Raw genomic sequence first — 17893 nt, forward strand, 5'->3', positions numbered from 1 at the left:
GTACCTGCCGGGCGGGCTGCGGGTGCTCCGCCGCGCCGGCCGGCTGCTGCCGGACCCGCCGGATCCTGGGCACCCGCTCGGCGGGACACCGGGTCCCGCTGCCGTGCATTCGCCCGATGCGGCGCCGGGCGGTGCCGAGGTCGGGGGATGACGTACCCCCGGCAACCGCTCTTCGCCCCGCACGCCGTGGTGGCGACGAGCCAGCCGCTGGCCGCGGCGGCCGGCCTGGCCGTGTTGCGGCGCGGCGGCAACGCCGTCGACGCGGCACTGGCCACCGCCGTCACCCTGACCGTGGTGCAGCCGCCGTCGAACGACATCGGCGGGGACCTGTTCGCCATCGTCTGGGACGGTGAGCGGCTGCACGGCCTGAACGCGTCGGGCCGGTCACCGGCCGCGCTGACCCGTGAGCTGGTGCTCGCCGCGACCGGCGGGCGGGGTGCCGAGCCGGCCGACGCGCTGGGCGGGGCCCAGGCTCGCGGGCCGGCGATGCCGGCCCGCGGCTGGCTGCCGGTGACGGTGCCGGGCGTGCCGGCCGGCTGGCGCGACCTGCACGACCGGTTCGGTTCGCTGCCCTTCGCCGACCTGTTCGTCGACGCCATCGGGTACGCCGAGCACGGCCACCCCGTCTCCACCGCGACGGCCACCGCCTGGGCCCGGGCGGTCGCCGGGCACGCCGGGCTGACCGGCCCGGAGTACGCGGAGTTCTCCCGGGTCTACGCACCGACCGGCCGGGCGCCGCGTCCCGGGGAGCGGTGGCGCAACCCGGGCGCGGCGCGGACCCTGCGGCTGATCGCCGAGAGCCGGGCGGAGGAGTTCTACCGGGGGCGGATCGCCGCCGCCCTGGCCGACCACGCGGCTCGTACCGGTGGACTGCTCACCGGCGACGACCTGGCGGCACACGCCTCCAGTTGGGTCGAGCCGGTGTCGGTGCGCTACCGAGGGCACGAGGTGTGGGAGCTGCCGCCGAACGGGCAGGGCCTGGCCGCCCTGCTCGCCCTGGGCATCCTGGACGGGTGCGAGCCGGGTGCGGCGGCGCAGTGGATGCACCGGCAGATAGAGGCGGTCAAGCTCGGCTTCGCCGACGCGCACGCCCACGTCGCCGACCCCGACCGGATGCAGGTGCCGGCGGCGGCGCTGCTCGCGCCCGGATACCTGGCGGCCCGACGGGCGGACCTCACCGAGGTCGCCGCCGACCCGGTGGCCGGCGAGCCGGAGCGCGGCGGGACGGTCTACCTCTGCACGGCCGACGCGGGCGGCATGATGGTCAGCCTGATCCAGTCCACCTACCTGGCCTTCGGCTCGCACGTGGTGCTGCCCGGGTACGGCTTCGCGCTGCAGAACCGTGGCCTCGGCTTCCGGCTGGACGCCGCCCACCCGAACGTGGTCGGCCCGGCGAAGCGGCCGTTCCACACCATCATCCCCGGCTTCCTGACCCGGAACGGGGCGCCGGTCGGGCCGTTCGGGGTGATGGGCGGGCACATGCAGCCGCAGGGCCACGTTCAGTTGATCTCGGCGACCCTGGACGCCGGGCTCGACCCGCAGGCGGCACTCGACGCGCCGCGGTGGTACTGGCACGCCGGCCGGTCCGTGCTGGTCGAGGAGCAACTTGCCACCGGGCCCGGTGGCCCGGCGCTCGTCGCCGACCTGCGCACCCGGGGCCACGAGATCGCCGTCGCGCCCGAGCCGACCGTCTTCGGGTACGGCCAGGCGATCTGGCGCCGCGCCGACGGCGGGTACGTCGCCGGCTCGGAGTCCCGGGTAGACGGGGGAATCAGCGGCTTCTGACCCCGGCCGGCGCGGGCGGCTGCGACCGCCGCCTGCCGCTGGCTCAGCCGGCGATCCGCCGCTTGGCCGGCTCAGCCGGCGACCGCGGCTTGCCGCCGGCTCAGCCGACGGGGGCGTGGTCGCGGTCGCGGAACGTGGTGCGGTAGGCGTGCGGGGTGGCGCCGACCCGGCGGGTGAAGTGGTGCCGCAGGGCGGCGGCGTCGCCGAAGCCGGACCGGTCGGCCACCGCCTCCACGGTCAGCCCGGTCTCCTCCAGCAGCCGCCGGGCCACCAGGATCCGCTGGTTGGTCAGCCACTCGTGCGGGGTGGTGCCGGTCTCCGCGCGGAACCGGCGGGCGAACGTACGCGGCGCCATGCCGGCCCGGGCGGCCAGCTCGTCGACGGTGACCTGCCGATCCAGCCGCCCCATCAGCCATTCCAGTACCGGTTCCAGGGTGGGTGCCTGTGGCGCCTTCGGAATGGGCGCCTCGACGTACTGGGACTGCCCGCCGTCGCGGTGCGGCGGCACCACCATCCGGCGGGCCAGCCGGGTGGCGGTGGCGGAGCCGTGCTCCTGGCGGACCAGATGCAGGCAGGCGTCGATGCCGGCGGCCGTGCCGGCGCTGGTGAGCAGCCGGCCGTCCTGCACGTAGAGCGAGTTGCAGCGGACCCGGGCGTTCGGGTGCCGGCGCTGCAACTCGTCGACGTGCCGCCAGTGGGTGGTGCACTCCCGGTCGTCGAGCAGCCCCGCCTCGCCCAGCAGGTACGCGCCCGCGCACACGCTGAACAGGTACGCCCCCCGGTCGGCGGCCCGGCGCAGTGCGTCGTGCACCGCCGGCGGCGCGGTGGTGGTGGGGTCGTGCGCGGGGACGGCCACCAGGTCCGCCTCCTCGACCGGGCCCAGGTCGGCGTTCGGCACCAGGTGGAAACCGGCGGAGGTGCGCACCGTGGCGCCCTGCGGACTGCACACGTCGAAGCGGTAGCCGGGCAGGCCGTCGGCGGTGCGGTCGGTGCCGAACACCTCGGCGAGTACGCCCAGCTCGAACGGGGCGACCCCATCCAGGACGAGCACGGCGACGGAGTGAAGCATGTGACGAGGGTAACCGCACAGGTGGCGGAAAATCGAGCATGGATGGCATTCCTGCCACTGTCCGGCCTCTGGCGAGGCGCGCAGACTGGCATAAGTCCGGTGCGCACCGGCGGCGTCAAACCACCAGCAACCATGCGAAAGCGAGCGCCGCCATGGGATTCTTGTTCCTGCTGCTCTTCGTCCTGTTCCTCGCCCTCGCCTCGGCCGCCGGGATGACCGCCGACAGCCGGGACTCGGCCGACTGGAAGCCGTCCGACGGTGGTCGCCCGTGGCGATCCCGCCCCTGCTGAGGTGATTGATCCGCTTCGCCGGAAAACCCGCGCCCGGGCCGCCCCGAAAAGGGGCGGCCCCGCCGACGGCCCACCCGGGGCGTACGGCAGGCTAGGGTCATGGCTGACGGCTCCTGGTACGACGCCGACATCGACCACGTGATCATTTCCGAGGCGCAGATCCGCGAGAAGACCGCGGAACTGGCCAAGCAGGTCTCGGCGGACTACGCCCACGTCACCGACGGGCTGCTGCTCGTCTGCGTGCTCAAGGGAGCGGTCATGTTCATGGCCGACTTCGCCCGGGCGCTCGGCCGTCAGGGTCCCCCCGCCGAGCTGGAGTTCATGGCCGTCTCGTCGTACGGGCAGGGCACCACCTCCTCCGGGGTGGTGCGCATCCTCAAGGACCTGGACCGGGACATTGCCGGCCGGCACGTCGTCGTCGTGGAGGACATCGTCGACTCCGGGCTGACCCTCTCCTGGCTGCTGCGCTACCTGGAGTCCCGGTCGGCGGCGAGCGTCGAGGTGGTCGCGCTGTTCCGTAAGCCGGACGCGGTCAAGGTGCAGGTGCCGGTCAAGTACGTCGGCTTCGACATCCCGACCGAGTTCGTCGTCGGGTACGGTCTCGACTTCGGCGAGCGCTACCGCGAACTGCCGTACGTGGGAGTGCTCAAGCCGGAGGTCTACGCCCGTTCCTGACCTGACCCGCGGCCGGCCCGGTGCCGCCGGTGCCCGCCGAGCCGCCCGGCCGCCGTTCCCGTCAACGTTCAGCCGGCTTTCAGCTGATCGGGCTAACGTTGAGCGCGGTGGTGGGGAGATCCGCTCCCGACCACGCCGGTTGACTCCCGGTTCGCCTTACGCGTAAGTGCTGGGCTCGCCAGCTCACATCCGTCGCGCACGGTGTACCGTCGAATGACCGTGGCGCGACGATTCGTGCCCGGGGTCGAGGCCGGCCCGCACGGCGGCTCCGGCAGCCGCCCAAGTGGCGACATCCACAGTCGGTCAGGACGTCGATCAGGAGGATGCGGGCGTCTCGGCGCTCGACAACAGCATGGAACGTACGCGTTTCTTCCGCCGACCGGTGTTCTGGGTCATCCTGGTCATCCTCGGCGCCGTCGTGCTCAGTCAGTTGTTCACCGCTGGTCCCAGCTACCACCGGGTGGACACTTCCGTCGCGCTCGACCAGCTCAACAAGGGCGGCATCGAGAAGGTCGTCTTCCAGGACAAGGAACAGACGATCCAGCTGAACCTGGCCGAGGAGGCCGAGTTCGGCAAGACCAAGACCAAGCTGATCGAGGCCCAGTTCCCGTACGAGGTCGGCAACGAGGTCTGGAACCAGGTCCTGGACGCCAAGGCGAACAACCGGGTCACCGGGCCGGCCGACACCGAGGTGTCGTCCGACAGCATCTGGGTCAGTCTGCTGGTCAACCTGCTGCCCATCGTGCTGCTCGTGCTGCTGCTGCTGTTCTTCATGTCGCAGATGCAGGGCGGCGGCTCCCGGGTGCTCAACTTCGGCAAGTCCAAGGCCAAGATGATCACCAAGGACACGCCGAAGACCACCTTCGCGGACGTCGCCGGGGCCGAGGAGGCCGTCGAGGAGCTCCACGAGATCAAGGACTTCCTGCAGAACCCGGGGAAGTACCAGCAGCTCGGCGCGAAGATCCCGAAGGGCGTACTGCTCTTCGGCCCGCCCGGTACCGGTAAGACGCTGCTCGCCCGGGCGGTCGCCGGCGAGGCCGGGGTGCCGTTCTACTCGATCTCCGGTTCCGACTTCGTGGAGATGTTCGTCGGCGTCGGCGCCAGCCGGGTCCGCGACCTGTTCGAGCAGGCCAAGACGAACGCCCCCGCGATCGTCTTCGTCGACGAGATCGACGCCGTCGGCCGGCACCGTGGCGCCGGCATGGGCGGCGGTCACGACGAGCGCGAGCAGACCCTCAACCAGCTGCTGGTCGAGATGGACGGCTTCGACGTCAAGGGCGGCGTCATCCTGATCGCCGCCACCAACCGGCCGGACATCCTCGACCCGGCACTGCTGCGCCCGGGCCGGTTCGACCGGCAGATCCCGGTCGACGCCCCCGACATGGAGGGCCGCAAGGCGATCCTCCGGGTGCACGCCAAGGGCAAGCCGTTCACGCCCGACGTCGACCTCGACTCGGTGGCGAAGCGGACGCCGGGCTTCAGCGGCGCCGACCTGGCCAACGTGATCAACGAGGCCGCGCTGCTGACCGCGCGCAAGGACCAGCGGGCGATCAGCAACGAGTCGCTGGAGGAGTCGATCGACCGGGTGATCGCCGGCCCGCAGCGGCGTACCCGGGTGATGAGCGACCAGGAGAAGAAGATCACCGCGTACCACGAGGGTGGGCACGCGCTGGTCGCCTGGGCACTGCCGCACGCCGCGCCGGTGCACAAGGTGACGATCCTGTCGCGTGGACGCTCGCTGGGCCACACCCTGGTGCTGCCCACGGAGGACAAGTACACCCAGACCCGCGCCGAGATGATCGACACCCTGGCGTACGCGCTAGGCGGCCGGGCCGCCGAGGAACTCGTCTTCCACGAGCCCACCACCGGTGCCGGCAACGACATCGAGAAGGCCACCCAGCTGGCCCGCGCGATGATCACGCAGTACGGCATGAGCTCCAAGCTCGGTGCGATCAAGTACGGCACCAGCGGCGACGAGCCGTTCCTCGGCCGCAACATGGGCCACGAGCGGGACTACTCCGACGTCGTCGCCGCCGAGATCGACGGTGAGATGCGGGCGCTGATCGAGCTGGCCCACGACGAGGCCTGGGAGATCCTGGTCGAGTACCGGGACGTCCTGGACAACATCGTGCTCGAGCTGATGGAGAAGGAGACCCTCTCCACCGCCGACATGGCCCGGATCTGCGCCCGGGTGGCCAAGCGGCCGCCGATGGCCCCGTACAACGGCTTCGGTAAGCGGCAGCCCTCCACCGAGCCGCCGGTGCTCACCCCGGCGGAGAAGGAGGCGCTCAAGGTGCAGGCCGAGGCCGACGGCGCGCAGGCCACGGTCGGCGGAGCGAGCTCGAACAACTCGGACGGTTCGCACTGAGCACCGACGACAGGGCGGCCGGTCCCCGGCAACGGGGGCTGGCCGCCTCCGCCACCGAGCCCGATAGTGACACCGACAGCCTCGACTACATCGCCGCGCGGCTGGTCAACGGCCGGCTCACCGGGCGCCCGGTCGAGGACGCCATGGACCTCGGCCGGATCGAGAAGGCGGTCCGCGAGATCCTGATCGCCGTCGGTGAGGACCCGGACCGCGACGGCCTCCAGCAGACCCCGGCCCGGGTGGCCCGGGCGTACGCGGAACTCTTCGCCGGCCTGCGGGTCGACCCGGCCACGGTGCTCACCACCACCTTCGAGGCCAACCACGAGGAACTGGTCCTGGTTCGGGACATCGACGTGATGAGCCTCTGCGAGCACCACCTCCTGCCGTTCCGGGGCAGCGCGCACATCGGCTACATCCCCGGGCCCGACGGGCGGATCACCGGCCTGTCCAAGCTGGCCCGGCTGGTCGAGGTCTTCGCCCGCCGGCCGCAGGTGCAGGAGCGGCTCACCTCCCAGATCGCGGACCTGCTGATGGAGCGGCTGGCGCCGCGCGGCGTGGTGGTCGTCCTGGAGTGCGAGCACATGTGCATGGCGATGCGCGGCATCCAGAAGGCGGGCGCCAAGACGATCACCTCGGCGGTGCGTGGCACTCTCCAGCGGGACGCCAAGTCTCGCGCCGAGGCGATGGCCCTGATCATCCACCGCTGACCGGACGCCGCTCGTCGTTTTGCCGGTGGCCCGTCGCTCCGCCGGTGGCCGACCACCCGGCCGGCCCGTTACGCGGCCAGCATCGCCAGTACGATCCCGGCGGTGGTCACCACCGCCGGGACCAGGCAGACCAGCGCGCCGAAGCGGGCCGTCCGGTCTGCCCGCTCCCCGGGCCGGGACGGAAACAGCCGCCCCACCGCGAGCCAGCCCAGTCCGAACGCGACCGCCGGCGCCGGCAGCCCCACCACCAGTGCCAGGACGGTCAGCGGGCTGCTGCCGGCGAGCAGGTGCACCACCACCAGGAGCAGCGGAGCGAGGAGCCCCAGCGGCCCGTACACCAAAAGGTTGCGCGGCCGGGACGGCCAGTGCGCCACCCGGGACAGGCCACGGGCGGCGAGCGTGTCGTCCGCGGCGTACGCCCACCGCCGGGCATCCCGCACCGCCGCCAGCACCGCCGCCGGCCCGCCGGCCATCGACCGGCTCGCCTCGGTCAGCTCGGGCGGCGTCGGCACCAGCGAGATCGGTGGTACGCCCAACTCGCGCAGCCGAGCCTCCTGCGGTGCCAGCCGGGTACGAACCGCAGCCAGCTCGTCCCGGGCGGCCTGGACGGTGCGGGCCTGCTCACTGGCGGCGGTCGCCGCTTCGCGGCGTACCCCGTCGAGTTGGCGGGCGGCGGCCACATAGTCGGCCCACGCGGCCGGCACCGGATCCCCGGCCGGGACGGCTGGCGTGCCGGCCGCTCGCTGCCGGCCGGGTCCGGCGGTCGCAGCTGTCGACTGGCTGCGGGTCATGCCGGCTCACCGTCCTCGTCATCCGGCGCGTCGTAGGGCACCAGCACGACGCCGCGCTCACCGGGGCCGTCCCACAGCACCACCCGGTCGGGCCGGGGCCGCCACTCCACCGTCCGACCGAACAGCGGCGTGAGCTGGGCACCGGGTACGCCCGCCACCGCCACGGCGGTCAGCTTGTCGACCGTCTCCTCCGGCCCCACCAGCGCCGCGAACGACGGCACCGTACGCCACCAGCCGAGCAGGTGCTGCCCGGCCGGTGGACCGTCCCGCAGCAGCGCCCGCAGTCGTGGTGGCGGCAGCTGCTCCGGCGGCGCCACGTCCAGCCCGAACACCACCAGGTAGGCGGGCTCCCCGGCGTCCGCGACGGCGAGCAGCCCGGCGAGGTCCACGCTGTCCACCGGATGCCGCTCGGCCAGTTCCGCCGCGAGAGCATCGGCCAGTGGCCGCGCCTCGGCGTCCGGCGCGGCCACCACGAACCGGGCCGTACCCGGCGGGTGATGAACCGCCGTGCTGCCGGCAACCGTCGCCAGCAGCCGGGCCGCCTCCGGCCGAGGGCCGAGGACCGCGAGGTTGCGCCCGGCAGCCGGCCCGAGTGGCACGGCGGCCGTGCTCCGCGCGACGTCCACCGCGCGCCCCAGCAGTGCCGCCGGGGCCAGTGCCTGCCCGGCCACGGCTGCCCGGTAGCGGGGATCGTTACGCAGCAGCGGGCGGGCGTATCCGGCGAAGACCACCGGCGGTCCGGAGCCCTCGCTGCGGGCCGCCCAGAGCCGGTGCCGCAGCCGCTCCACGACGTCCGGCTCGTCCGGTGGATCAGGGAAGCGGACCATCCGTTCGTGGCCCCGGATCGCCCCTCGTGGGCCACCGAGGCCACCGGCGGTATTCACCACGGCGCTGCCCACCGGCAGCCCGGCAGCCGAGTCGTTGGTCGGCTCCAACACCGCCCCGCCGCCGGGCAGTGCCACCCGCACCGGGAACTGGCCGAGCAGCGAATCCCGTTGCCCGCCGTCGGTGCGGGCCCCAAGGCTCAGGTCGCCCTCGCCGGCCAGGATCAGGTGTACGCCGTACGCCCGGCCGGTCCTGGTCAGCGCGTCCAACCGGGCGGCTGCGTCGGCGGCCAGCCGGTCCCGCTCGGCGAAGAGCAACGGCAGGTTCTCCACCACGCAGACGACCCGAGGCAGCGGACGGTGCCGGCGCAGCTCGGCAAAGCGCTGACCACCGGCCCGGGCGGACGCCTCCGCACGCCGTTGCACCTCGGCCGTCAGTTGGTCGAACAGATCCAGCACGTACTCCCGGTCGGCGGCCATCGCCGCGGCCCGGACCTGCGGGATCCACGACCGGTCCCGCTCGGTCTGGAGGAACTCCGCGAAGGACTCACCCGCGCCGAGGTCCACCAGGTACAACGACAGCTCGTCCGGGCCGTACCGGGCGGCGAGACCGAGCAGCGCGGTGGTCAGGAAACTGGACCGGCAGGCCCGAGACCGGCCGCTGACCAGCCAGTGCGGGGTCAGCTCGGCGAACCCGAGGGACACCGGCCGGCCACCGGCGTCGCCGACCGTGGTGCTCATCCCCTCGGTCGCGTCCGCCTGCCACAGGTCGTCCTCCGACGGTGGCAGCAGACCGGCCAGGGAGAGCCGACTGCCGGCCTCGATCTGGGCGGTGAGCCGCCGGCAGACGATGTCGACCAGCTCGGCCGGCGGATCCGGTTCGACGAAGACCGGCGAGTTCAGCCCACCGTCGGTGCCGGCGCCGGCGAATGCGGCTCCGGGCGGGTCGCCGACCAGCGCGTACGCGGTGCGCATCGTCACCGTCGTGGCACCGGGCAGTGGCTCCCGGCCGGCCGGCGGCCAGCCCGCGACGATCAGGTGCAGCCCGGCGGCCGGCCCCTGCTCGGCAAGCGCCTCGATCCGGGCCAGGTCGGTCGGCCCGGTCCGCTCGGGCAGCGCGGCCACCACCAGCAGCAGCGACCGGTCGTGCCGTCGAGGACCGGACGAACCCGGCGTCACCCACTGCTCCGCCTCGGTCAGCACGGCCCGCAGCCCGGCGGCGTCGGTGGCCGGCGGGGAGAGCACCCCGGCGTCACCGAGCGCCGCGAACGGCGCCAGCGTCGTACCGGTCGCGTCCACGGCCCGGACCAGCAGCGCCCCCGCCGGAGTCGCCGCCACCAACCGCAGCAGTACGGCCCGCAGCAGCCCGGCCACCCGCGGATCGCGTGCATCGGTGTCCACCACGAGGTGACCGGCGCCGAACAGGGAAACCAGCGCAGGGAAGCGGGCATCGTCCAGCGGCGCGGCGGTGCCGACCCGGACGAAGGGCGGTGGACCCTCCCCGGCCGGGGAGGCCGGCTCGACGGCGTCCAGGGAGGTGCCCGCCCAGCCGGGTGCGAGGACCGCCGCTGCGGTACGCAGCCGCTCGGCCAGCGCATACTGGCGGCGCTGGTCGGCCGGGGCAGGACGGGTCTCGTCGAGAACGGGGGCCGCCGCCGCGACAGTCGCGGCAGCCCGACGGTGCAACGCGGCGGCGCGGAGCGTCCGTGCCTTCGGACCGCCCACCGTGTCCACCCCCTCCGCCCGAGGTCGGCACCCACTCGCCGAGCACGCACGACGGTATCCCAGCGGACCCCCCAGCTCCGGGATGCGCGGCGGCGATGCGCCGGTGTTGTCGTGGATCTCACCGGTCGGCAGTGATCCGTCACGATCTGCTGAATCTGGGGCATTGGGTCTACCGCGTCCAGCCGATAGCCTCAAGGGGTGGAATCAGTGCCGCCCCCCGCCGGTTCCCAGGTCTCCCGCGTACCGGCGCAACGAACCCCGCCGGAGGAGTTGGCGCCGCCCGCGGTCGCGCCGGCCCCACCACCGCCCCGGCGGCGGCTTCGTACGGTGCTGACGGTGGTCGCCGGGGTGCTCGCGGTGATGTGCCTGGGTGGCGGAGTGACCGGCTACCTCCTCTACGACCGCGCCACCACCCCCGACCGCAGCTCCCCGACGGTGGTGGTGGACAGCTACCTGCGGGCGTTCCTGGTGGACCACAACGACGTCCGGGCCGACCTTTTCACCTGCGATGACGGCACCAACCTGGAACAGGTTCGCCTACTCAGAAGCGATTTGGCGGCTCGCGAGGAGCGTTTCGGAACCAGTATGTCGATCAGTTGGGGAAACGTTCTGGCGGAGCGTGATGGCAACAAAGCCGAGGTGCGAGTCGAGCTCTTGTTCTCCGCTCGGGTCGACGGCATCAGACAGTACGACCGGCAGTCGTGGACGTTCACCACTCGCTTAGACGAGGTGTGGCGGGTCTGCTCCGGGGTGATGGACGACTGACTCTACTCGACCCACAGCAAGTGAACGGGGACCTCCAAAGTGGTCGGCGACTGGCCGCGCCAGGCCCAGCGATACCACTCTACTTCCGGCGTGACTCGAACACAGATGTCGCCCTCGGCGCCCGAGTAGGTCTCGGTGACGGCCCGCAGGTCGCGGTGCTCGACGGAGCCGACCATGTGGACGACCCGCCTACCGGTGACCGCATCCGCCTCGAAGACCGGGGTCGGTTCCCGGTGTGCCGGAGCGTCCAGAGAGACGAGTCGGATGCTGCTGCCCTCTGCTGAGACCAGTGTCGCTCGCGTGCCCGCCGTCTCGACCCAGACCCGCTCGACCGGCACCAGCGGCGCGAAGACCTCCACCTGGTCGGACTCGGCGCGGTACCACTCGTGCTCCGGGATGACCGGGACGTAGGTGCGGCTGTTCTGCACCACCCGTTCGTCGGCTCGCAGGTCACCCCGCCAACCGAGGCCGGGCAGCCCGACCAGCACGCGCTGCCCGCGCAGCTTGACGCGCCCGGCCGCCGGGACGATCTCGATCGGGCGGGGTGGCTGCGGCGCCCAGTCCGGCTGGTCGGCGAACGGGTCGGGCAACGGGCCGGTCATAGCGGTTGGCGCCTCACCCGATGCTCCGCAGCGGCGCGCCCTTCGCCCGCATGAACGGCACTGGATCGATGGCGCTCCGGCTGTTGGTGTCGCCGTCAGTGTGCACCTCGAAGTGCAGGTGCGGCCCGGAGGAGTTGCCGCTGCTGCCCACCTCGCCGATCACCTCACCGGCCTGCACGATGTCCCCTTTGGCGACCCGGGGACGACTGACCATGTGACAGTAGCGGGTGACGATGCCCTGGGCGTGCAGCACGTCGACGAACCACCCGCAGCCACCCTTGCCCGGCCAGCCGTCCACGTTACAGCTGTGCCGGCCGCTCCGGTCAGGGTCGCAGTCGGAGAACACGACGCGGCCGGTCGCCGCGACCCGGATGAGGGTGCCCTTCGGCGCGGCGATATCCACCCCGTCGTGTCCGGGCCGGCTGGCGGTCCGGAAGCCGGAGCCGACGCCGCCCGGAATGGGGGCGGTCCAGCCGGAGGCGGCGATCTCACCCGACGCGGCGGCGTCGCACACCTCCTGCCCGGCGATCAGCACCGTCCGGGCCGCGCCACCGGCCAGCGCGTCGACGATGCGCGAGGCCAGCTCCTCGTGCTTGGCGTACGCGTCCGGGAAGGCGCTGATCTGGACCCGCTGGGCGGCCACGGTCAGCGGCAGCTTCTCCCAGTCGGGCACGTCGACCAGCTTCTCGTAGAACTTGCGGGACGCGTACGCGGGATTCATCCGTTCGGCGACGGTGCCCCACGACGGGCGTTGCTGGAACAAGCCGACCGAGTCGTGGTCGGCGCCGACCCCCTCGTGGGGAATGTCCTGTGACTCGCCGACCGTGCGGTTGGCCAGGTTCAGCAGTCGTGATTCCTGCATGGCGGTCGCCACCGCGATCACCCAGCCCCGCGGTGGCACCTTCATCTCCTGGCCGACCTTGATGATCACCGCGGCGTTGCGGAGCTGACGTTCGCCGTACTGGGGGAACCGGGGCATCTTGCCGGTCACGTCGACCTGGAAGTCTCCGGTGCACTCCATACTCGCCGGGGTGAGCTGCTCGGCCCCGTCGCCGCCCAGGTCGGTGAGGAAGAATGCGCCGGCGCCACCGGTGCAGCAGAGCAACGCGAGTGTCGCGGTGAGCGCGGCGGCGAGCGCGCCGACCCGGATCGGCCGGCGGCGCGGGCGGCTCTCGTCACTCATGCCTGCTCCCAGTCCACGACGTCAACCAGCCAACGCCCGTCCGGCGCCACCAGTTCGAGCCGGAGTTCGCCCGTGTCGAGCGGAATCAGCGCCTCCACGAAGGTCTCGCCGCGCGGGCGTACGGTCACGTCACCGGTCACTTCGCCGGCCGGCACATCTGCTGGCTCGGCGCCGGCGAGCTTGTCGGTGAGGGCGGCGGTCGACAGGGGACGCAGGCCCGCGTGCCAGTTGTCGGCGGACTGGCCGGGCCGGCCGAGCCAGGCCGCGACGAAGCGCTCCGCGACCTGCTCCGGAGTCGGTTCGCCGGGCCGGGTGACCGGCGACGGCGTTATGGTCGTCGAGATCGCGCCGTCGTTGCCGGTGGTCGGATGCACGGTGGTGATCGGTTCGGGCGGGCGGTTGCTCAGCCCGGCCGTAGGGTCCCCGGGGTCGGCGACCAGCCGGGCCGCCCCCACCACGCCGAGAATCAGCACGGCGATGCCGAGGGCGACCCCCAACCGGGATCGCAGTAGCCGGGTGACCAGGAACTCGACGGCCCGTCGCACCGCGCTCACCGTGCCTCGGAGCGGATCCGGGGCGCTGGCTTCTCGGGTGCCCGCTCCGCCGATCCCGGGCGGTAGATGGCGAAGGACGGGTTCTCATCCGGCACGTCCGGCTCGGTCCACGAGGCGGGCTGCCGGCGGCGAGGTCTGGGCGCGACGGGACGGCCTTCGGGGCGTCGCTCCTCCGCCGGGGCGGGGGCATCGCTGGTCTTCCGCCCGTCCGGACGTTCGGTGGAAACTGGTGCGCCGCTCGGGACCGGGTCCGGCCGGGCCTCTGGACGAACCTTGGGCTGCTCGACCGGCGCTGCCCGGCGCCGTCCCACGGTCGGCTCCGTGGTGCCACCGGGTTCGGCGACGTCGAGCCGGGCAGCGGTGCGCATGTCCCGGAAGAACCGGCGATGCCAGGAGCCGGCCGAGCTGACCGCCTCGCTGCTGTCCTTGCCGCCGAGTTGGGTGATCCGCCGGTAGGGACGCAGCAGCAGCCAGCCGACCACGCCGCACAGCCAGACCAGCACCACCTGTAGCCAGCCGGGCAGGGTGGCCGTGCTCATGATGAGGTCGACCGCGAAGAGGTAGATGGCGGCCCCGGTCCCGAAGATCGCGATGTTGAAGATGGCGGCCACCACGGCGTTGCCCAGCCGGCGCAGGCCGGCGCTGGCCGGGCGGAGCAGGCCAACCGTGCCCAGGATCGGCGCGGCGATCACCGCCCACCGGAAGATCAGGAAGCCGAGCAGCACGAGCAGCGACGCGGTCAGGTCGAACATCGCGAACAGCAGGGCGGCGAGCACGGCGATGAACCCCGCACCGACCCGGTCCATGTCCCGGACGCCCTGCAGATACTCGTACGCCTCCGGGTCCTCCCGTTCGATCTGGGCCGCCACCGTCATCCACTGCTGCTTCTTGGCACTGACGGTGGCGTCACGAAGCTCCGGGCTGGTCCGGAGCTTCTCCGCCTCATCCCAGGACAGGGACTTGGCGTCGTAAAGGGCTTCGCCGTACTTCCGGGCGGTCTCGCTGTCGGCCGAACCGAGCACACCACGCAGCCAGTTCCGGTACAGCATCCCCTCCGTGGCCGTGTCGCTGGCACGGACTGCGGGCGGGCGCTTGTCCGTGCAGGCATCCGGATTCGGCATTGCACAGCGATCGGGCGGGACGTCCTTCGAGGCCGGGCCGACGGCATCGTGTACGACACCCAGCGTGGAGACGAGGGCGCTGTCGGCGAGGTTCGCGGACTTGACCGGCCAGGCGGCCAGTGCGGTCACCGCCACCATCACCACGAGGGCCCATCCCGCCGTGGTCATCGCCGTGCTCATATCGGACTGGCGCGAGCGCCAGAGCAGGTAGAGGCCGACGACGCAGAGCGTGACGATGCCGAAGACGCTGAACACCTTCTGGTAGATCGCCTTGGTGGCCTGGTCCACCAGCGGATCCGCCCAGCCCCACATCGTCCCGGGGTCCCAGGCGCGCTCCCGCAGCGCGTTCGAGGCGCCGATGATCGCCGTCGCCATCATGAACTCGCCGTTGGCGATGGTGTTGGTGAACTTGTAGTCCGGATGGAGCAGGGTGGTCGCGCAGCCGGTCTCGATCTTGTACGTGCTGTAGCTGTAGCCGGCGTAGCCGTAGTTGGTGTAATAGCCCTTTGGGCCGCGCAGCTTGGACGCCTCGGGCCGGGACGCGAACCAGCCGGCGATGCCGGAGTCCGGCGCGGTCGGGGTCGGCGGGTTGAGGCAGGTGGCCTCGGACTCCGCGACCTGCTGGAGTTTGGCGACGCAGGCGCGGAAATCGGCCTGCCATTCCTGGGTCGTGCACAGGTCGGTGGGGGCCTGGTACGCGACCGGGGCGGCGTACGCCGGTGTGGCGGTGAGCCCGGGCCAACTGATCGTGGCTGCGGCGAGGACGCCGAGCGCCAGGAGGAGCGCCGTGATCCTTGCCCGGGCCCTCGCCATGTCACGCCTCCATATCAGGCAGCACGGTCGGCAGCACCCCGGCAGCGGCGGCGATGGCGGCGGGGGTGGTGTCGAGGTGGTCCAGCAGTCCGTCCACGTAGGAGACGTCCACCCTGACCTTCTGCACCCGGGCGTCGACGTCGCGCATGACGAACTCCCGGAAGCCGAGCCGGTGGGCGGAGGTCGCGTCGGCGGTGGAGAGCGAGGCGAGGGTCGCCTCGTATCCGTCGTCGACCGGCACGCGTAGCAGCCGCAGCGCCTCGGAGGCGATCTCCGCGTCCTCGGCGATCCGGCCGACGAAGACGGTGGAGACGAGGTTCTGTACGTCGAGGCCGAGGATGTCGCGGGGGTTCTGGGAGGCGACCAGCGCGGCGAGGTTCCACTTGCGGGAGTCGCGGGCGAGTCGGACGAGGAACGAGCGGCCGGACCGCCATCCCTCCATAAAGTGGGCCTCGTCCAGGCCGACCAGCTTGCGGGAGGACATCGAGCCGCCGTAGCAGCGGCGTACCGCCAGCCGGTGCGCGGTGTGCAGCATCGGCAGGGCGAGCGCCTCCTCGGCCGACCAGTATTCGCGTTCGATCTTGAGATCGGGCAGCCGTAGGCCGGCCATGGTGATCACGGTGAGCGCCGCGTCCGGCCCGAGCAGCCCGTCCGGCGGGCGGCCGAAGAAGAGCATGGCCAGCGGCATCTCGGCGGCGTCCAGCAGCAGGTTGGCCAACTCCCGGCCGGCGTCGTCGTCGAGCTGCCCGAGGCAACTGACCACGCCGTCCAGGGTGGAGGTCTCCTCGGCGGGCACCTGGCGTACGGCGTGTCGGAACAGGGTGGCGGTGGACGCCTCGCGGGCCACCTGCGGCGGCACCAGCATCATGCAGATGTCCTGCACCAGCATCCGCCGCTCGGCCCGGGCGTTGGAAACCGCGATCTCGAACTCGCGGTCGCCGGTGGCACCGGCACTGAACTCGCTGCGCAGCGGCGTCGGGATGAGTGAATATGGTGCCAGGGTGCCGTGTTCGGAACCGGTGAGGTTCAGTACCCGGGAGTACGGTCGCAGCTCCGGCATCGCGCAGAGCCGGGCCAGCGGGCCGGACGGGTCGAGCAGGGTCACCTGTACGCCGCGCCGGGCGGCCAGGTAGCCCAGCGCGCCGAGCAGCGTGGACTTGCCACCGCCCGGCTCGGCCACGAAGACCGCCAGACCGGAGCGTTCCCGCACCTCCATCGGGAAGTGCAGGTCGAGGAAGACCGGCCGGCGGCAGGTCCCGGCGGTCCGCCCGATCAGGTCGCCGCGGCGGTCGCCGACCGTGGACGCGGCCTGCGGCAGCGCCGCCGCCAGCAGGTGGACCGGCATCCGCCGGACGTAGCCGGTGTTGGCCACCGGCTCGCCGGGAATGAACTCGCGGGCCAGCCAGTCCTGGTTCTTGGGGTGCTGCAGCGAGACGCGTAGCTCCCGGGAGTAGAGCTGGATCAGCCGGCGGGCCCGTTCCAGGCATTCCTCCCGGGTCCGCCCGCCCACTGCGATCCGGTGCCAGCCGTGCGCGCGGGCGGAGTCGACCGGCAGGCCGGTGGTCATCTCGTCGCCGATCACCAGTGCTCGCTTGGCCAGCCGCTCCAACTCCGGCGGGGCGTCGATGCCATGCTCGGCGTAGTCGAGCTGCTGGGACCGGATCATCCGCAGGCGATGTTCGAGGTTTCGGAAGGAGTCGCCGGAGCCCAGGATGTCGACCCGGGTGGAGAGCTCCATCGGCCACGGCAGCCGCTCGTGGAAGTGCAGCCAGGGCTCGTGCCGCTCGGGAATCTCAAGTGGTTCCATCCGGCCCACGGCGAGCACCGCCACGTGCCGTTCCTCGCCGGTCATCCGGTTGACCAGCTTCACCGTCGAGCCGTACGGGGTGCGGTAGCGCTCCACCTGTTCGGTGAGGGCGAGCAGGTCGCCGCGTTCCCAGCGCCCGTCGGTGATGGGCGAGAGCGTGCCGGGGGGTGCCATGCAGAGCGCCACCGACCGGTAGAGCAGCCATTCCAGTTCCTGTGCGGTGACCCGCCGCCCGCGCATGCCGAACGCGCCCAGCACCTCGTCGAACTGTTCGACGGTCCGTCCCAGCTTGCGGCGTTCGCCCTCGGCGACGCCACGGCCGAAGGTGCGCAGCAGCCGCTCGGTGAGCGAGTCGCCGAGCGAGCGGCGGGCGAAGGTGACGCCGAGGTAGGTCTGGCCTTCGGCGTGGTTGACCGAGAGCAGGTGCCGCTGTGCGGCCACCAGGTGGTCGGCCCAGCCGGGCGTGCCGGGGACGTCGGGCAGCGGCGAGGCGGTGTGGGCGTCGATGGTGCGGGCCCATTCGTCGGCCGGGAAGGGCCGGGTGGTGCGACGCAGGTGCAACCGGAAGCCGGCCAGGCCGGCGTACTGCTCGGAGATCGCCGAGAGCAGCGCCTCGCGTTCCGCGTCCGGCCGGAAGGCCCAGCGCACCTCGGGAAGCCAGTACCAGGCGGTGACGGTGTTGGGGGTGAAGGTCAGGTGACCGGCGATCTCGGTGATGGCCAGTTCGACGGCCGGATCGCGGTCCCCGAACTTGATCTTCGGTGGGCGGACCCGGACCGGCTTGGCCGGCCGGTCGCTGCGGTCCACGGACCGC

Annotated in this window: 14 protein-coding genes; 6 read left to right on the forward strand and 8 right to left on the reverse strand. The window is 72.5% G+C overall.

All coding sequences use genetic code 11. The features are described from left to right. Window positions 1-147: 147 nt before the first annotated feature. A complete protein-coding gene (locus tag C1I95_RS21585; protein WP_111215989.1) occupies window positions 148-1785 on the forward strand; it encodes a gamma-glutamyltransferase family protein in 1638 nt (545 codons plus the stop codon). Window positions 1786-1885: 100 nt separating this feature from the next. On the opposite strand, the gene C1I95_RS21590 is transcribed toward C1I95_RS21585, so the two are convergent. Then, complete coding sequence (locus C1I95_RS21590) at window positions 1886-2854, reverse strand: GlxA family transcriptional regulator (RefSeq protein ID WP_111215992.1); 969 nt, start codon at window positions 2852-2854, stop codon at window positions 1886-1888. A gap of 152 nt (window positions 2855-3006) precedes the next feature. Between C1I95_RS21590 and C1I95_RS35885 the strand changes: the two genes are divergently transcribed. The 4 genes from C1I95_RS35885 (at window position 3007) to folE (ending at window position 6894) form a co-directional block, all read left to right on the forward strand. After that, window positions 3007-3144 carry a hypothetical protein gene (locus C1I95_RS35885; RefSeq protein WP_199523850.1) on the forward strand — a complete coding sequence of 46 codons (138 nt, stop codon included), beginning with the start codon at window positions 3007-3009 and terminating at the stop codon, window positions 3142-3144. Between the two features lie 99 nt (window positions 3145-3243). Continuing rightward, complete coding sequence (hpt, locus tag C1I95_RS21595) at window positions 3244-3819, forward strand: hypoxanthine phosphoribosyltransferase (RefSeq protein WP_111215994.1); 576 nt, start codon at window positions 3244-3246, stop codon at window positions 3817-3819. 352 nt (window positions 3820-4171) lie between these two features. Continuing rightward, window positions 4172-6187: an ATP-dependent zinc metalloprotease FtsH gene (gene ftsH / locus C1I95_RS21600; RefSeq protein WP_111216017.1), complete on the forward strand. Its 2016-nt coding sequence runs from the start codon at window positions 4172-4174 to the stop codon at window positions 6185-6187. A gap of 38 nt (window positions 6188-6225) precedes the next feature. Further along, entirely contained in the window at window positions 6226-6894 is a 669-nt protein-coding gene (folE, locus tag C1I95_RS21605; RefSeq protein WP_199523851.1) for a GTP cyclohydrolase I FolE, read from the forward strand. A gap of 68 nt (window positions 6895-6962) precedes the next feature. On the opposite strand, the gene C1I95_RS21610 is transcribed toward folE, so the two are convergent. Both C1I95_RS21610 and C1I95_RS21615 read right to left on the reverse strand, forming a co-directional pair. Then, a complete protein-coding gene (locus C1I95_RS21610) occupies window positions 6963-7685 on the reverse strand; it encodes a hypothetical protein (protein ID WP_111215998.1) in 723 nt (240 codons plus the stop codon). Next, on the reverse strand, window positions 7682-10243 hold the full coding sequence (locus C1I95_RS21615) for an FtsK/SpoIIIE domain-containing protein (protein WP_111216001.1): 2562 nt from the start codon (window positions 10241-10243) through the stop codon (window positions 7682-7684). The genes C1I95_RS21610 and C1I95_RS21615 overlap by 4 nt, the downstream gene beginning before the upstream one ends. A 198-nt stretch (window positions 10244-10441) precedes the next feature. Between C1I95_RS21615 and C1I95_RS21620 the strand changes: the two genes are divergently transcribed. Then, entirely contained in the window at window positions 10442-10999 is a 558-nt protein-coding gene (locus C1I95_RS21620) for a hypothetical protein (RefSeq protein WP_111216003.1), read from the forward strand. 2 nt (window positions 11000-11001) lie between these two features. Here the strand turns inward: C1I95_RS21620 and C1I95_RS21625 are convergent, their stop codons facing one another. The 5 genes from C1I95_RS21625 to C1I95_RS21645 all read right to left on the reverse strand — a co-directional run. After that, entirely contained in the window at window positions 11002-11601 is a 600-nt protein-coding gene (locus C1I95_RS21625; protein ID WP_111216006.1) for a hypothetical protein, read from the reverse strand. Between the two features lie 13 nt (window positions 11602-11614). Then, complete coding sequence (locus C1I95_RS21630; protein ID WP_111216009.1) at window positions 11615-12784, reverse strand: M23 family metallopeptidase; 1170 nt, start codon at window positions 12782-12784, stop codon at window positions 11615-11617. Beyond that, a complete protein-coding gene (locus tag C1I95_RS21635) occupies window positions 12781-13338 on the reverse strand; it encodes a hypothetical protein (protein WP_111216012.1) in 558 nt (185 codons plus the stop codon). The genes C1I95_RS21630 and C1I95_RS21635 overlap by 4 nt, the downstream gene beginning before the upstream one ends. Continuing rightward, window positions 13335-15272, reverse strand: a complete 1938-nt coding sequence (locus C1I95_RS21640; RefSeq protein WP_111216014.1) for an MraY family glycosyltransferase — start codon at window positions 15270-15272, stop codon at window positions 13335-13337. Before C1I95_RS21640 ends, C1I95_RS21635 begins: the two co-directional genes overlap by 4 nt. A 1-nt stretch (window position 15273) precedes the next feature. Then, window positions 15274-17893 (reverse strand): ATP-binding protein (locus C1I95_RS21645; RefSeq protein ID WP_111216019.1); only part of this gene is annotated, 2620 nt, incomplete at its 5' end.

The sequence above is a fragment of the Micromonospora craterilacus genome (assembly GCF_003236315.1).
Taxonomy (GTDB): domain Bacteria; phylum Actinomycetota; class Actinomycetes; order Mycobacteriales; family Micromonosporaceae; genus Micromonospora; species Micromonospora craterilacus.

Excerpts from the sequence above, each read along its gene's own strand:
- C1I95_RS21585 (WP_111215989.1), top strand. The coding sequence starts at position 148 with ATGACGTACCCCCGGCAACCGCTCTTCGCCCCGCACGCCGTGGTGGCG.
- C1I95_RS21625 (WP_111216006.1), bottom strand. The coding sequence starts at position 11,601 with ATGACCGGCCCGTTGCCCGACCCGTTCGCCGACCAGCCGGACTGGGCG.
- C1I95_RS21610 (WP_111215998.1), bottom strand. The coding sequence starts at position 7,685 with ATGACCCGCAGCCAGTCGACAGCTGCGACCGCCGGACCCGGCCGGCAG.
- ftsH (WP_111216017.1), top strand. The coding sequence starts at position 4,172 with ATGGAACGTACGCGTTTCTTCCGCCGACCGGTGTTCTGGGTCATCCTG.
- C1I95_RS35885 (WP_199523850.1), top strand. The coding sequence starts at position 3,007 with ATGGGATTCTTGTTCCTGCTGCTCTTCGTCCTGTTCCTCGCCCTCGCC.
- C1I95_RS21590 (WP_111215992.1), bottom strand. The coding sequence starts at position 2,854 with ATGCTTCACTCCGTCGCCGTGCTCGTCCTGGATGGGGTCGCCCCGTTC.
- C1I95_RS21630 (WP_111216009.1), bottom strand. The coding sequence starts at position 12,784 with ATGAGTGACGAGAGCCGCCCGCGCCGCCGGCCGATCCGGGTCGGCGCG.
- hpt (WP_111215994.1), top strand. The coding sequence starts at position 3,244 with ATGGCTGACGGCTCCTGGTACGACGCCGACATCGACCACGTGATCATT.
- C1I95_RS21640 (WP_111216014.1), bottom strand. The coding sequence starts at position 15,272 with ATGGCGAGGGCCCGGGCAAGGATCACGGCGCTCCTCCTGGCGCTCGGC.